Source organism: Saccharothrix sp. NBAS 001 (assembly GCF_056640475.1).
On the sequence record NZ_CM153251.1, the window covers coordinates 8,946,958 to 8,961,490 of the forward strand.

General features: G+C 72.8%; 14 protein-coding genes. 8 read left to right on the forward strand and 6 right to left on the reverse strand.

From position 1 onward, the window contains the following. From AC0HI0_RS40100 to AC0HI0_RS40110, 3 genes are all read right to left on the reverse strand, one after another. Positions 1-876, reverse strand: a complete 876-nt coding sequence (locus AC0HI0_RS40100; protein ID WP_480928681.1) for an alpha/beta fold hydrolase — start codon at positions 874-876, stop codon at positions 1-3. Positions 877-930: 54 nt separating this feature from the next. After that, positions 931-2,385, reverse strand: coding sequence for an Rv3212 family protein (locus tag AC0HI0_RS40105; RefSeq protein WP_480928682.1), 1,455 nt, complete (start codon positions 2,383-2,385; stop codon positions 931-933). Between the two features lie 74 nt (positions 2,386-2,459). Further along, complete coding sequence (locus AC0HI0_RS40110; protein WP_480934497.1) at positions 2,460-4,823, reverse strand: DEAD/DEAH box helicase; 2,364 nt, start codon at positions 4,821-4,823, stop codon at positions 2,460-2,462. 351 nt (positions 4,824-5,174) lie between these two features. On the opposite strand from AC0HI0_RS40110, the gene AC0HI0_RS40115 reads away from it, so the two are divergent. Beyond that, positions 5,175-5,840 (forward strand): ferritin-like fold-containing protein, encoded by a 666-nt coding sequence (locus AC0HI0_RS40115; RefSeq protein WP_480928683.1) that lies wholly within the window; start codon positions 5,175-5,177, stop codon positions 5,838-5,840. A gap of 62 nt (positions 5,841-5,902) precedes the next feature. Further along, on the forward strand, positions 5,903-6,127 hold the full coding sequence (locus tag AC0HI0_RS40120; protein ID WP_480928684.1) for a DUF3107 domain-containing protein: 225 nt from the start codon (positions 5,903-5,905) through the stop codon (positions 6,125-6,127). Positions 6,128-6,224: 97 nt separating this feature from the next. Here AC0HI0_RS40120 and AC0HI0_RS40125 read toward each other — a convergent pair whose 3' ends face one another. Next, on the reverse strand, positions 6,225-6,554 hold the full coding sequence (locus AC0HI0_RS40125) for a DUF4873 domain-containing protein (RefSeq protein WP_480928685.1): 330 nt from the start codon (positions 6,552-6,554) through the stop codon (positions 6,225-6,227). Further along, complete coding sequence (locus AC0HI0_RS40130) at positions 6,554-7,276, reverse strand: TetR/AcrR family transcriptional regulator (RefSeq protein WP_480928686.1); 723 nt, start codon at positions 7,274-7,276, stop codon at positions 6,554-6,556. Before AC0HI0_RS40130 ends, AC0HI0_RS40125 begins: the two co-directional genes overlap by 1 nt. A gap of 84 nt (positions 7,277-7,360) precedes the next feature. On the opposite strand from AC0HI0_RS40130, the gene AC0HI0_RS40135 reads away from it, so the two are divergent. Together AC0HI0_RS40135 and AC0HI0_RS40140 are read left to right on the forward strand one after the other, a co-directional pair. Then, positions 7,361-8,260 (forward strand): AurF N-oxygenase family protein, encoded by a 900-nt coding sequence (locus tag AC0HI0_RS40135; protein WP_480928687.1) that lies wholly within the window; start codon positions 7,361-7,363, stop codon positions 8,258-8,260. Then, on the forward strand, positions 8,257-9,126 hold the full coding sequence (locus tag AC0HI0_RS40140) for an alpha/beta fold hydrolase (protein WP_480928688.1): 870 nt from the start codon (positions 8,257-8,259) through the stop codon (positions 9,124-9,126). Before AC0HI0_RS40135 ends, AC0HI0_RS40140 begins: the two co-directional genes overlap by 4 nt. 142 nt (positions 9,127-9,268) lie before the next feature. On the opposite strand, the gene AC0HI0_RS40145 is transcribed toward AC0HI0_RS40140, so the two are convergent. Then, on the reverse strand, positions 9,269-9,913 hold the full coding sequence (locus tag AC0HI0_RS40145) for a TetR/AcrR family transcriptional regulator (RefSeq protein WP_480928689.1): 645 nt from the start codon (positions 9,911-9,913) through the stop codon (positions 9,269-9,271). A 138-nt stretch (positions 9,914-10,051) separates the two neighbouring features. On the opposite strand from AC0HI0_RS40145, the gene AC0HI0_RS40150 reads away from it, so the two are divergent. From AC0HI0_RS40150 to AC0HI0_RS40165, 4 genes are all read left to right on the forward strand, one after another. Then, positions 10,052-11,029 carry an alpha/beta fold hydrolase gene (locus AC0HI0_RS40150; protein ID WP_480928690.1) on the forward strand — a complete coding sequence of 326 codons (978 nt, stop codon included), beginning with the start codon at positions 10,052-10,054 and terminating at the stop codon, positions 11,027-11,029. Between the two features lie 87 nt (positions 11,030-11,116). Further along, entirely contained in the window at positions 11,117-12,142 is a 1,026-nt protein-coding gene (locus AC0HI0_RS40155; RefSeq protein WP_480928691.1) for a DUF3152 domain-containing protein, read from the forward strand. 142 nt (positions 12,143-12,284) lie between these two features. Continuing rightward, positions 12,285-13,457 (forward strand): adenylyltransferase/sulfurtransferase MoeZ, encoded by a 1,173-nt coding sequence (moeZ, locus tag AC0HI0_RS40160; protein ID WP_480928692.1) that lies wholly within the window; start codon positions 12,285-12,287, stop codon positions 13,455-13,457. Between the two features lie 208 nt (positions 13,458-13,665). Continuing rightward, positions 13,666-14,463: a TIGR02569 family protein gene (locus tag AC0HI0_RS40165; RefSeq protein WP_480928693.1), complete on the forward strand. Its 798-nt coding sequence runs from the start codon at positions 13,666-13,668 to the stop codon at positions 14,461-14,463. Positions 14,464-14,533 lie beyond the last annotated feature (70 nt).

The following is a 14,533-nucleotide window of genomic DNA, read 5'->3' on the forward strand; positions in this document are numbered from 1 at the left end:
TCAGGCGCTGAGCCAGGCCCGCCAGGTCGGCAGCAGGGTGGCCAGCAGCGCGTCGGGAGCCTCGGTGTTCGGCGAGTGCAGGACGCCTTTGAGGACGGCGAAGTCGGCGTCCAGGCGTTCGGCCATGTCCCGCTGGCTCGCCGCCGACCACGCGTCGTCCAGCTCGCCGCACACCACCAGGCACGGCGTGCCGGAGGAGCGCAGCGAGCGGGCCAGCTTGGCCACCAGGTCGGGCTCGGTGCGCAGCGCGTCGCCCATGCCGAGCAGGCCGGCGGCCGTCGAGCGGAGGAACCGGTCCCGGTAGAAGTCCTTGAGCTGCTGCGGGAGGAACGCCCAGCGCGGGTTCAGCGCGGCGCGGACCTCGGTGAACTCCTGGAGTGCGGGCACGCCCCGCTCGCGCAGCAGCGGCTCGCCCTGGTCCAGCGCGACCCGGCGTTCGCCCGGCGGCAGCTCCGACGGGCCGGACGACAGCAGGGTCAGCCCGCTGACCGGGGCCTGCGCGAGGACCGCGGCGCGCGCTACCAGCCCGCCGTAGGAGTGGCCCAGCAGCAGCACCCGGCGGCCGTCGGCGGTGAGCTTGCCGACCAGTTCGGCCACCGCCGCGCCCAGCGGAGCGGGGCGGTAGTCGGCCTCGGCGACCGGGCCCACCGACTCGTACTGGCCGGGCAGGTCGATCGCCACGACCTCCAGCCCGGCGTCCGCGATCGGGTCGACCAGCGGCGCGAAGTCCTCTTTGGACCCGGTGTAGCCGGGCACCAGCAACGCCGTCGCGCCCATGTCCGGGCCCGCCGCGGGCGCCCGCAGGGCGGCGATGGGGCCGAACCGGCCGGGCAGGTCGACGCGTTCCGCGCGGTGCGGGCTGAGCTGCGAGTGCACGCCTCGAAGTGTGCCGCACTACGCGCTGACGCGCGTGGGTGAATCAGCGCACGTCTACCGCAGGGCGACCAGCGTGCCGCCGCGCTGCTCCAGCACGACCGGCCCCTCGGTACCCATCAGCACCGGGCCGGTGTAGTCGCCCCGGTCGACCGGGACGCTGCCGATCTCCTGGCCGGTGACCTGGTCGACCACCTTGAGCACGTTCTTCGCCGGGATCAGCGCGCGGCCCGCCAGCGTCGTGCCGGGACCCTGCGAGGGCACCGACCACAGCGGGTCGAGGTCCGCCGGGGACAGCGCGATCGTGCGCGACCCGGTGTACCAGTAGATGTTCGCGGTGCTCACCGTCGTGGTCGCGACCCGGCCCGGCGGGTCGCCCGCGAGTTCGCCGGCGGTGACCTCGACCGGGTACTCCTGCAACAGGCCGCCGGTCTCCGCGTCGAACACGATCAGCTTGCCCGGCACGGCCACCGCGACCCGGTTGGCGGTCACCGCGATCACCCGCGCGCCCTTGACGCCGACCACCGCGGTGCTGATCACCTGCGGCTCGTCGGACTTCTCCGGGTTCGGCTTGAGCACGGTGATCCGGTCCGACGGGTCCTGGCTGTAGCAGCGCTCGATCACCGCGACCTTGCCGCCGGTCACCGCGAACGACCCGTACTGGCAGCCCGGCCGGGGCTGCTTGTTCGGGTTCACGATGGCGCGCAGCGTGCCGTACTCCAGCGATCGCACCAGGTCGTCGCGCCGGTACACCTCGAAGTAGGTCTCGCCGGTGGCCAGCACGTGCGAGCCCTCGTTGAGCAGCCGGGTGTCCAGCGCGGCGTCGCCGTTGCGCTGCGGGCCGCGCTTGCCGGACGCGGCGTCCAGCGTGGTCAGCTCGGAGCAGTTGGTGTCCTTGCGGTAGAGCGCGAACACCTTGCCCCACGCGGTGCTCACCGTGCACAGCGGCAGGTCCCGGCTGTAGCGCCAGCGGACCTCGCCGGTCACCGCGTCCCGGCCGACGACCTCGCCGCCGTCACCGGTCGCCACCACGGAGTCCAGGTGCACCGGCACCTGGGTGGCGGCGCTCGGGGCGCGCCACAGCTCGCCCAGCGACGGCGGCAGCACCGTCACCGGCTGGAGCGGCGTGATCTGGCTCGGGCCGGTCTGCGAGGTGGTGTTGCGGGCGTCGCTGAACACCCACACCAGCACGCTCGTCACCAGCACCGCGACCACGACCAGGGCCAGGCCCACGTAGTCGCCCCTGGTCCGCCAGGTCCGGACCGGGCCCACCGGGCCGTCGTCGGTCCGGCGGGCGGGTTCGGCCAGCACGTCCTCGGTGCCGGCGTCGCTGTTCGTCGGGTCGGTGGCGGCGGGCTCGCCGTCGACGTCCACCGGGTGCTCCGCGTCGGTGCTCGCCGGACGCCCGGCGTCCGCGCTCGCGGGTCGATCGGCGTTGGTGTCGGCGGCGCGCTCGGCGTTCGCGTCCACCACGACCTGCCCGTTCGACTCCGCCTGTTCCGGCTGGCCCACTGCCCGGCTCCCGATGGTTCGGTGATCTGTCCGGCCACATGCTGCCGCACGTGGCCGGAGATCCGTGTAAGGAGTCAGTCTGCCGACGGCAGGGCGTCCGCGGAACCTTCCGTCTCGGTTCGCGTGCGACGCCTGCGGGTGCGGGGGCGCTCGGCGTCCTCCGCGTCCGCGGTCTCCGCCTTGCGCCTGGTCCGGGGGCGGCTGGCCGCTTCCTCGGGCTGCGCGTCGGCGGGGACCTCGGCCGTCTTGCGGGTGCGGGTCCGCTTGGGAGCGGCCTCCACCGGCTGGTCGGCGACCTCGGCCGGGGCTTCGGGCGTGACCTCGGCGGCGACCTTGCGGGTGCGGGTCCGCTTCGGGGCCGCCTCGGCGACGGGCGGCGCTTCGGCCACCGCCTCCTCGGCGGGCTCGGCCTTCTTCCGCGTCCGGGTGCGCTTCGGCGCGGCCTCGGCGACCGGCTCGGCGGCCTCGGCGACGGCCTCCGCGACGACCTCGGCGGGTTCGGCCTTCTTGCGGGTGCGGGTCCGCTTGGGCGCGACCGCCTCGGCCGGGGCCTCGGCGGGTGCTTCGGCGGCGGGTGCCTCCGGCGCGGCTTCGGCAGGGGCGTCGGTCGACGCTCCGGCCCGGCTGCGCCGACGGCTGCGGGTGGGCGCGTCGGAGGCCGGGGCGTCCGCCTTCGGCTCGGCCACTGCCTCCGGGGCGGAGTCCTGGATCACCGCGTCCTGGGTCACCGCGTCCCGGACCACCGCGTCCTGGGTGGCGGCGGGCTCGGTGGACGCGTGCTCCACGGGCGTGCCGTTGACCGCGGTGGTCTCCGCGGTGGTCTCCGGCGCGGTCTCGCCGGACGAGCCGCCACGACGGCGGCGGCGACGCGACGGCCTGCCGGGCTCGGCACCCGCCTCGCCGTTGGCCGAACCGCCCTCGGCGGCGTGGCCGTTCGCGGAGGTCACCTCGGTGGTGGGCGTGCCGTCCGCCGAGACGCCGCCCCGGCTGCGCCGCCGACGACGGGTCCGGCCGCCGCCGTTCTCGGTGCCGTCCGAGGCGGGCGTGGTCTCGCCGGCGGTGGCCGGCGCACCGGGCGCGCCGCGCTTGCGACCGCGCTTGCGGGGCTTGCGCTCGCCCTTGAGGTTCTCCTCCGGCTCGGCGTCCAGGCCCGCGCGGGTGCGCAGGCCCAGCGGCAGCCGGCCGGTCGAGCCCGCCGGGATGTGCAGCTCGGCGAACAGGTGGTCGGAGGTCGAGTAGGTCTCCACCGGCTCCGGCTTGCCCAGGTTGAGCGCGTCGCTGATCATCTTCCAGCGCGGCATCTCGTCCCAGTCGACCAGCGTGACGGCGACGCCCGTGCGGCCCGCGCGACCGGTCCGGCCGATGCGGTGCACGTAGGTCTTCTCGTCCTCCGGGCACTGGTAGTTGATCACGTGCGTGACGCCCTCGACGTCGATGCCGCGCGCGGCCACGTCGGTCGCCACCAGCACGTCGATCTTGCCGCTGCGGAACGCCCGCAGCGCCTGCTCGCGTGCGCCCTGGCCCAGGTCGCCGTGCACGGCCGCCGCGGCGAACCCGCGCTCGACCATCTCGTCGGCGACCTTCTGCGCGGTGCGCTTGGTGCGGGTGAAGATCATGCACAGGCCGCGATCGCGGGCCTGCAACGCGCGCGCGAGCAGCTCGGTCTTGTCCAGCGCGTGCGCCCGGTAGACGAACTGCTCGGTGCGCTCGTGGATCGCGCCCGCGTCGTTCTCCTCGGCGCGCACGTGCGTCGGCTGGTTGAGGAACGTGCGCGCCAGCGTGATGATCGGCCCCGGCATGGTCGCCGAGAACAGCATGGTCTGCCGCTCGTCGGGCACCATCCGCAGGATGCGCTCGATGTCGGGCAGGAAGCCCAGGTCGAGCATCTCGTCGGCCTCGTCCAGCACCAGCCCGCGCACCTTGCCGAGCACCAGGTGGCGCTGCTCGGCCAGGTCGAGCAGCCGGCCCGGGGTGCCGACGACCAGGTCCACGCCCTTGCGCAGCGAGTTGATCTGCGGCTCGTACGGGCGGCCGCCGTAGATGGCCATCACCCGCACGCCCAGGTGCTTGGCGGCGTCGGTGAGGTCGTGGGTGACCTGGAGGCACAGCTCGCGGGTCGGCACCACGACCAGCGCCTGCGGCGTGCCGTCGCCCGGCACGGTGACGCGCTGGAGCAGTGGGATGCCGAAGCCCAGGGTCTTGCCGGTGCCGGTGCGGGCCTGGCCGATCACGTCGTCGCCGGCCAGCGCCAGCGGGAGCGTCAGCTCCTGGATGGCGAACGCGCGCTCGATGCCCGCCTCGGCCAGCGCGCGCACGATCTCGGCGCGGACGCCCAGCTCGGCGAACGTGGGGGAGTCGGACCGGACCGGGGCGTTGGCGACCAGCGGGTGGGAGGTGTCCACGTCGGGGACTCCCAGCTCGCTGTGCTCCAAGGCCACCGCGTCCAGATGGGTCTCTTCGTTTGTCGCGGTCAGGATGATCGCCTCTCTCGTACCAGCGCGCACGGCCTGTACGGGCCACTCGACCGCGCCTACCGCCGCGCGGCCGTGGGGACGGCCGGGCGTGTGGCGCGGGAGGGCCTGCGAGGTATGCGCGCACCCTCTCCTGGCGGCACGGTGCCGCCGTAGTCGGCTCTCGGCACCGCTGCGAGCCCCTGCTGGGCCGCGCCGCGCCGGGCGTCGGGTAGTCACTCTACCTGCCGACTAGGCCGTTCGGGGTGGAACGCCCGTGGTCGCTGCGGAGTCGCGTGCCTGGGGTGTCGCCAACACCACCCGACTAGGCTCCCGGCCATGGGTGACGCAGCGGTGGTGTCCGGCCAGGTGGCCGAAGGTGTGGTCGACCTGCTCGGCGCACTGGCCTACGGCGAGCTGTCGGCGTTCGACCGGATGGCGGAGGACGCGCGGACCTCGCCGACGCTGGCCGGCCGCGCGGACCTGTCCGCGATGGCGGCGGCGGAGATCGGCCACTTCACGCTGATCGAGCGGTACCTGGCCGACCGCGGTCACGTGCTGGAGGACGCCATGACCCCGTTCGTGGCGGGCTTCGACGCCTTCCACACCTCGACCGCGCCGAAGTCGTGGCACGAATCGCTGGTCAAGGCGTACGTCGGGGACGGCCTGGCGGCCGATTTCTACCGCGAGGTCGCGCAGTGGCTCGACGAGCCGACCAAGGAGCTGGTGCTCGCCGTGCTGGCCGACACGGGCCACTCGGCGTTCGCCGAGCGCGAAGTCCGGGCGGCCTGCGCCGCGGACCCGAAGATCAAGGACCGGCTCACGCTGTGGGGCCGCCGGCTGCTCGGCGAGGCGTTGACGCAGGCCCAGTACGTGGTGGCGGAGCGCGACCCGCTCGCCGAGCTGATCGTGCGCGGTTCCGGCGACCTCGCCGGCATCGCCGCGCTGTTCCGGCGGCTCCAGCAGAGCCACACGCGGCGCATGACGGCGCTCGGGCTCGGCTAGGGTTGATTTCGACAGTTGTCTGACCGCCGAGTCGGGTGGTCAACGCGTGTACGGAGGTCAGCGTGGAGGTCAGGGTCGGCGTCGCGGACAGTCCGCGTGAACTCGTGGTGTCGAGTTCTCTGTCCCCCGATGAGGTCGAATCGCAGGTCGCGGACGCGCTGAGGGCGGGTAGCGGCCACCTGACGCTGGTCGACCAGAAGGGCGCCCGCTACGTGGTGCCCGCGAACCGCATCGCGTACGTGGAGATCGGTCCGAGCGACTCGCGCAAGGTCGGCTTCACGGCGTAAGGACCTCGGGTCCCGTCGAGGGATCGGCAGAGCTGACGAAGGGGCGCCCCGCTCGCGGGACGCCCCTTCGTCGTGCTCGGGCCCTACGTCGTCGGCCTCAGATCTCGGCGGCCGGCTCCGGCGCGGGCGGGATCACGAACGGCGGCGTGCTGGTCCCGGCGACCCGGTAGCGCCGCCACGGGTCGGGGTCGGTCAGCGCGCCGGTCGCCGAGCCGTCCGGGGTGCGCAGCAGCGCGGTCCGGGCGCCGGCCTCCACCAGCTCGGTGACCTGGTCGTTCGCCGCGACGCGGCCGTACCAGTGGTAGCGCCCGTCGATCGGCTGGAAGTAGCCGCGCAGCTCGACGTCCACGGCCACCTCGCGCTGGTCGAACACCAGCACCGCCGCGCCGGTGTAGCCGTCCTCGTCGTGGTCGTGCTCCTCGGACATCAGACCTCCTCGCCGTTGACGAGCCGCAGCCGCGCGGGCTCCTCGGTGAAATCGGTGGCCAGCGGCGCGTCCGGGTCGAGCGCGACGCCCGCCGAGCGGAGCAGGCCGTCGATGGCGTGCCAGATGATGGTGGCCAGGTAGTCGCTCAGGCTCGCCCGGGTCATCGACTGGCGGTCCAGCCACCAGTCGCCGGCGTTCTGCACCATGCCGACCAGGGCGTGCGCCCACGGCTCGGCCCCGCCGGAGTCCATGTCGAACGCGCGCAGGTAGTCGCCCAGCAGGCGGGCCAGCGCGGCGGCGATGAGCTGCTTGTCCTCCTGGACCACGTCCTGCTCGACCGGCCGGTCGGTGAACGACTTGCGCACCACGAACCGGTACAGGTTCGGGTTCTCCTCGATGACCGACAGGTAGGCGTCGACGATGCCGCGGATCCGGGCCCGGATCGGGCCGTCGTGGGTGATCGCCGGGACCATCTTGTCCATCAGCATCTCGGTGCCGCGCTGCCCGACCGCCAGGTACAGGTCGGACTTGTCGGTGAAGTGCCGGTACAGCACGGGTTTGCTCACGCCCGCCTCGGCGGCGATCTCGTCCATCCCGACCTCGGGGCCGTGCGCGGCCACGGCGCGGATCGTCGCTTCGACGAACTCCGCCCGACGCGCCTCCCGGTGCCCCTTCCAGCGCTCCCGGCGCGCGTCCGTTCCGCCCTTGACAGTTCGAGCCATGTGACGCACGCTACCAGAAGTAACTGTTACCTCAAGTCACAGATAAACCCACTCGCCAGGAATACCCAACCGGGGAGGGACCCGATGACGAGGACCTTGAAGGTCGCCGATCGCGAGAAGACCGCCGAGCGGCTGCTCAACTCCTCGGCTGACAAGTTCTACGACCCGGAAGTGGACATCGACTGGTCCGCGCCGCTGGTCGAGGGCCTGCGGTACACCCCGGAGCACCGGTGCTCGCTCTACGGCACCGCGCTGTGGGACCGGATGACGCCCGAGCAGCGGATCGACCTGTCCCGGCACGAGGTCGCGAGCGTGGCCAGCGTCGGCCTCTGGTTCGAGATCCTGCTGATGCAGATGCTGCTCAAGGAGGTCTACCGGTCCGACCCGACGACCAAGCACGCGCAGTACGCGCTGACCGAGGTCGCCGACGAGTGCCGGCACTCCACGATGTTCGCGCGGATGGTCGAGCGCATCGGCTGCCCGCCCTACGGACCCCGCAAGCACGTCTACCACCTGGGCAAACTGCTCCCGGTGATCGGCTACGGCCCGGCGCTGTACGGCTCGATCCTGGTCGCCGAGGAGATCCTGGACCGGATGCAGCGCGAGACCATGGCCGACGAGTCCGTCCAGCCGCTGGTCCGCATGGTCAACCGGATCCACGTGCTGGAGGAGGCGCGGCACGTCCGGTTCGCCCGCGAGGAGGTCGTGCGCGGCATGGCGACCATCACCCGGAAGGAACTGCCCTACCAGCGCTGGCTGATCGCGACCACGTCGATGTTCATCACCCGGTCGATCATCAACCCCGAGGTGTACGCGGCGGTCGGCCTGGACCGGGACGAGGCGCACAAGGCCGCGCTGGGCAACCCGCACTGGCACGAGACGATCCGGTGGTCCGGCGAGCGGATCATGAAGTTCCTCGACGAGCAGGGCCTGGTCGGGAAGCCGGGGATGCGGGCATGGCGCCGGTCGTTCCTGCTCGGATGAGCGCGCCCTGGGAACCGGACCACCGGTTCGTGACCTCGGACGGGACCGCGCTGCACGTCGTGGACACCGGCCCGCGCGACGCGGGGGTGACCACCGTGCTGGTGCACGGCTGGACGCTGGACCACACGTCGTGGGACCGCGTGGCGCCGGCACTGCCCGGCCGGGTGCTCCGCTACGACCACCGCGGCCACGGCGGGTCGGCGGCGTCGGCGGCGGACGCGGCCACGATCGCGCGGTGCGCGGACGACCTGGCCGAGCTGGTCGCGGCGCGGGTGCCCACCGGGCGGATCGTGCTCGCGGGTCACTCGATGGGCGGAATGACGCTCATGGCGCTGGCCGAGCGGCACCCCGCGCTGCTCGACCGGGTCGCCGGGATCGCCTTCGTCAACACCTCGTCCGGCGGGCTGTCCGGCTCGACGCTCGGCCTGCCGGGCGTGTGGGGCCGGGCGTTCCTGGCCGGCGAACGCGCCTCGAACCGGCAGATCGCCCGGCTGCGCCGCCCGCAGCTGTTGCAGCGCACGCGGGTGCTCAGGCCCGGCCTGCGGTGGCTGCTGTTCGGCAAGCAGCCGCTGTGGCGGGACGTGGCGTCGTCGGCGGTCATGGTGGGCCGGTGCAACCCGGTGGCCATGGTGGCCTTCCGCGCGTCCCTCGACGCACACGACCGGGTGAAATCGCTGAAGGAGTTCGGCGGCATCCCGGCCGTTGTCCTGGCCGGCGGCGCGGACAGGCTCACGCCCGCCAAGCACGCGCGGATCATCGCCGACGAGGTCACGCACGCGGAACTGGTCGTCTACCCCGGGGCGGGCCACATGCTCCCGATGGAGCGATCACAGGAGGTCGCAGCGCACATCACCGCGTTGTTGTGATGTGCGCACCGGACCGCCACGCGAGGCCGCGTCAGTAGGTCGAGGTCCATTCCCGGCGATCACGCCTTTCGATCGCCGGGAAATCAGGCTCGACCTGCCGACTTCCCGGCGGCCGAGCCCGCCGCGCCGCGGGCGCGGCAGTTCAATGCTGCAGGGGGAAGCCGCCGCCGATGCCGCGCCACGCGAGGTTGGAGATCAGGGAGACCGCGTCCTCCTTGGGGACCTGGCGCTCGTCGGCCAGCCACGCGCGGGCCGTGACCTGGGACAACCCCACCAGGCCGACCGCGAGCAGCTTGGCCCGGTGCTCGTCGAGGCCGGTGTCCGCGGTGATGGTCTCGGTGATCGCGTCCACGCTCTCCGTCGTCGCCCGCTCCACGGCGTGGGCCACGGCCGGCTCGCTGCGCAGGTCGGACTCGAAGACCATCCGGAACGCCTGGCCCTCGCCGTCCACGAAGTCGTAGAACGCGCCGACCGTCGCCTTCACCCGCTGCTTGTTGTCCGTGGTGGACTCCAGCGCGTCGCGCACGCGGCTCACCAGCTCGTCCACGTGCGACTCCAGCAGCGCCATGTACAGCTCCAGCTTGCCGGGGAAGTGCTGGTACAGCACCGGCTTGCTGACGCCCGCGCGCTCGGCGATCTCGTCCATGGCGGCGGCGTGGTAGCCGTTGGTCACGAACACGTCCTGCGCCGCGGCCAGCAACTGGGCACGCCGGGCGGTGCGTGGGAGTCGGACCCCTCGTCCCGCGCCGCCGTTGTGCCCGACCGTGGTCTGGGCCGTCTCCGTCATGGTGCCTCCAGCCAACCTGTCCATCGCGAAGCCGGCAAGGGGTGGCCCTGCCGGCTCGTCGGCAACCTTACTCGCTGGTAGCAGCGTTTCGGGAAAGCTTCTCGTTTCGTAGGACGCCCGAGCAGGCATCCTGGAGGAATGACCGAGACCCTGGAGGCGAGCAGACCCGCCCTCACCCACGTGCCCCTGTCCGCCGCGCCGCTACCTCCGCTGGACTCAACGAGCGCGCCGTGGCCAGGTGACTACTTGACGGTGGCCGGACACACCGTGCACGTCCGGCGCACGCCCGGCCCCGCCGACTCGACCGCCGTCTACGTGCACGGCCTGGGCGGTTCGTCGACGAACTGGACCGACCTCGCCGCCCAGCTGTCCGGCCACGTCGACGGGCACGCGCTGGACCTGCCCGGCTTCGGCCGCTCCGAGCCGATCCCCGGCTACACGTTCAGCATGGCCACCCACGCCGAGGTGGTCATCGGCTACCTCGAACAGCTCGGCGCCGGCCCGGTGCACCTGTTCGGCAACTCGATGGGCGGCGCGATCGCGCTGATCGCCGCCGCCGCCCGGCCCGACCTGGTGCGCACGCTGACCCTGATCTCGCCCGCCGTGCCGGACCTGCGGCCCAGCCTGCGCCGGGTGTCGGACCCCCGGCTGCCGCTGGCGTTCCTGCCGGTCGTGGGCACGCGGGTGCGCCGGCGGCTGGCCGAGGTCACGCCCGAGCAGCGGACCCAGCAGATGCTGCGGCTGTGCTTCGCCGACCCGTCGCAGGTGCCGGACGTGCGGATCGAGCAGTCCGTGGCGGAGTACGCCGAGCGGTCCGCGCAGCCGTGGGCGGGCACCGCGCTGGGCCGCAGCACGGTGGAGCTGGTCCGGACCTGGCTGGTGCCCCGGTCCCGGTCGATGTGGCTGCTGCCGCCCCGGGTCACCGCGCCGTCGCTGGTCGTCTGGGGCACCGAGGACCGGCTGGTCAGCGCCCGGAAGGCGCCCCGGGTGGCCCGGCTGCTGCCGCGCGGCCGGCTGCTGGTGCTGCCGCGCACCGGGCACGTCGCCCAGATGGAGCGGCCGGACTCGGTGGCGCGGGCCGTGCTCGGCATGTGGGAGTCCGGTGCGGCCTGGTAGATCGGTTCAGCCCGGTGACCTGGGCGGCCCGTGCCGCGCCGGCACCGGAGTCCGCCTGGTGGGCGCGGTTGTGGCACCCTGGTCGCCGTGAACCGGACATCGCAGGACGGGCGCGACACGGCGTCCGCCTCGGGTGCCCGACCGGCCCCTCCGGACGACCGGTACCGCCGGGGCTCCCGGCGCACCGGGGCCGAGCCGCTGACCGCCTCCTGGGAGCCGGCCGGCGACCGGCACCGCAAGCGTCGGCACGGGCTGAAGGGCCTCGTCGCCAACTACGGCTGGCGGATCTACGCGGTGCCCGTGCTGCTGGTGCTGACCGCGCTGGTCGTGCTGGACACGGCCACGCCCGCCAAGATCGGCTCCGCCGGCGAGACCTCCGCCGCCGGGCCGGCCACGACGACCTCGCCCGGACCGCCCGCGGCCAGCGAGACGCCGCCCGCGAAGGTCGACCTGGTCAACATCCCGACCGCGGTGCTGCCCGACGGCCCCAAGTTCTCCGAGCAGGGCGCGGGCACGTGGCAGGTCGTCGCGGGCTCGTCCCCGCAGGTGGGCCAAGGTCGGCTGTACAAGTACACGATCGCGGTGGAGGACGGCGTGGACGCGGCCGACTACGGCGGCGACCGCGAGGCGTTCGCGCGCACCGTCGACGGCATCCTGGCCGACAACCGGAGCTGGATCGGCACCGGCGAGGTCGCGATGCAGCGCGTCGAGCCGAACCAGCCGGCCGACTTCACCGTGAGCCTCACCACCACGGCGACCACGCACAGCATGTGCGGCTTCCAGATCCAGTACGAGTCGTCGTGCTGGCACCCGCCGACCAAGCGCGTGGTGATCAACGCCGCCCGGTGGGTGCGCGGCGCGAAGGCGTACAGCAACGACTTGTCGACATATCGCGCGTACGCGATCAACCACGAGGTCGGCCACGCGCTGGGCAACGGCCACGAGGGCTGCCAGGAGAACGGGCAGGCCGCGCCGGTGATGATGCAGCAGTCGTTCGGGGTCGCCAACGACTACGTGGCGCAGCTCAACGAGGTGGACTACTCCAACCGCGGCGTCGTGCCGGCGGACGGCAAGGTCTGCACGCCCAACGCGTTCCCGGTGGCACCTCGCTAGGCCCTGCGGCGCGGCGGTCCGGCATCCTGGAAGGGCCGGTACCCGTCCGTCCACGCTCTGGGACGGCTTCCCATCCGGGAAGACGGTGGGCCAGGCTGGTGTTGTCCGTCGGTAGAGGACATGTTTCGTCGAGGAGGATCAGATGGCGCTTCCGCCGCTCGTGGAGCCCGCTGCGGAGCTGACCAAGGAAGAAGTCGCGCGGTACAGCCGGCACCTGATCATCCCGGATGTCGGGGTTGACGGGCAGAAGCGGCTGAAGAACGCGAAGGTCCTGGTCGTGGGCGCGGGCGGGCTGGGTTCCCCGGCACTGCTCTACCTGGCCGCGGCCGGGGTCGGCACGCTGGGCGTGGTGGACTTCGACATCGTCGACGAGTCCAACCTCCAGCGGCAGGTCATCCACGGCCAGTCCGACGTGGGCAAGCCCAAGGCGGAGTCGGCGCGCGACTCGGTGGCCGAGATCAACCCGTTCGTGAAGGTGGTCCTGCACCAGGTCCACCTGAACTCGGAGAACGTGCTCGACATCTTCCGGGACTACGACCTGATCCTGGACGGCACGGACAACTTCGCCACCCGGTACCTGGTCAACGACGCCGCCGTGCTGCTGGGCAAGCCGTACGTGTGGGGCTCGATCTTCCGGTTCGAGGGCCAGGTCAGCGTGTTCTGGGAGGACGCGCCGGACGGCCAGGGCCTCAACTACCGCGACCTCTACCCCGAGCCGCCGCCGCCCGGCATGGTCCCGTCGTGCGCCGAGGGCGGCGTGCTGGGCGTGCTGTGCGCGTCGATCGGCTCGATCATGGTGACCGAGGCGATCAAGCTGCTGACCGGCATCGGCGAGACGCTGCTCGGCCGGCTCATGGTCTACGACGCCCTGGAGATGTCCTACCGGACCATCAAGATCCGCAAGGACCCGGAGAGCATCAAGATCACCGAGCTGATCGACTACGAGGCGTTCTGCGGCGTGGTCTCCGACGACGCGCAGCAGGCCGCGGCGGGCAACACGATCACCCCGCTGGAGCTCAAGCAGAAGCAGGACGGCGGCGAGGACTTCCTGCTGGTCGACGTCCGCGAGCCGCACGAGTTCGAGATCGTGCGCATCCCGGGCTCGGTGCTGATCCCCAAGGACCGCATCCTGTCGGGCGAGGCGTTCGCCGAACTCCCGCAGGACAAGCAGGTCGTGCTGCACTGCAAGTCGGGCGCGCGCTCGGCCGAGGCCCTGGCGGCGCTGCACCGCGCGGGCTTCAAGGACGCCGTCCACGTCGGCGGCGGCGTGCTCGCCTGGGCCCGCGAAGTCGACCCGTCGTTGCCCACGTACTGAATCGCGCCGCCTGGAAGCCGGCCCGTCGCGCGGTCTTCCGCCCCGATCGAGAAGCGTGATCGGGGCGGCAGGCCGACGCGGCCTCGCGGGTGTGATGTTGGCGATGCCTCCAGACCGCAATAGTGCGGTTGGGCCGGATGGGTGCACGCCGCGCGACGAGCGGCACGACCTCCACCACACATGAGCCTTCTGCGGGTAGCGTGCCGGCGTGACCCCATCCCCGGAGCCGCCACCGTCGCACGTGCGCGCCGCGTTCGGCGCGCGTGACGCCGAGCCGGAGCTGATCGACGCCGGTCCGGTGTGGCGCTGTGGCGACGCGGCGATCCGGCCCGCGGGCAACCCCGCCGAGGCGACGTGGGTCGCCAAGACCCTCGACACGCTCACCGTCGACAACCTGCGCATCGGCAGACCCCTGCGGTCGACCGACGGCCGGTACGTCGTCGGCGGGTGGGCCGCCACCAAGTACCTGTCCGGCCGGGCCGAGCCCCGGCACGACGAGATCGTGGAAGTCGCCGTCAAGCTGCACGAGGCGACCAAGAACCTCACCAAGCCCCGCTTCCTGGACGCCCGCGCGGACGTGTTCGCGGTCGCCGACCGGTGCGCGTGGGAAGAGGGTGCCGCCGACCTGGACACCGCGCTCGGCGGTCGCCTGTACGAGCTGCTCACCGCCTATCGCAAGCCGTTGACGCTCAAGTCGCAGGTGGTGCACGGCGACCTGTTCGGCAACGTGCTGTTCGCGGGCGACGCGGCACCGGCGGTGATCGACTTCAAGGCGTTCTGGCGGCCCGCCGAGTACGGCGCGGCGGTCGTCGTGGTCGACGCGACCTCGTGGGGTGGCGCGGACCACGGCCTGATCCAGCGGTGGGCGCACCTCGCGGAGTGGCCGCAGATCCTGCTGCGGGCGACCCTGTTCCGCCTCGCGGTGCACGCCCTGCACCCGCTGTCCGGCCCGAAGTCGCTGGTGGGGCTGGAGCGCACGGCCACCAAGGTGCTTGAACTGCTCTGACCGCGCGTCCGCCCGGTCACCGCGGGGTGGCCGACCTCGGCGACGGCGGAATCCCGCGCGGAATAGTTGA

Coding starts and splice junctions, on each gene's coding strand:
- AC0HI0_RS40150 (WP_480928690.1), top strand. CDS start 10,052: ATGACCGAGACCCTGGAGGCGAGCAGACCCGCCCTCACCCACGTGCCC.
- AC0HI0_RS40140 (WP_480928688.1), top strand. CDS start 8,257: ATGAGCGCGCCCTGGGAACCGGACCACCGGTTCGTGACCTCGGACGGG.
- AC0HI0_RS40135 (WP_480928687.1), top strand. CDS start 7,361: ATGACGAGGACCTTGAAGGTCGCCGATCGCGAGAAGACCGCCGAGCGG.
- AC0HI0_RS40125 (WP_480928685.1), bottom strand. CDS start 6,554: ATGTCCGAGGAGCACGACCACGACGAGGACGGCTACACCGGCGCGGCG.
- AC0HI0_RS40115 (WP_480928683.1), top strand. CDS start 5,175: ATGGGTGACGCAGCGGTGGTGTCCGGCCAGGTGGCCGAAGGTGTGGTC.
- AC0HI0_RS40130 (WP_480928686.1), bottom strand. CDS start 7,276: ATGGCTCGAACTGTCAAGGGCGGAACGGACGCGCGCCGGGAGCGCTGG.
- moeZ (WP_480928692.1), top strand. CDS start 12,285: ATGGCGCTTCCGCCGCTCGTGGAGCCCGCTGCGGAGCTGACCAAGGAA.
- AC0HI0_RS40145 (WP_480928689.1), bottom strand. CDS start 9,913: ATGACGGAGACGGCCCAGACCACGGTCGGGCACAACGGCGGCGCGGGA.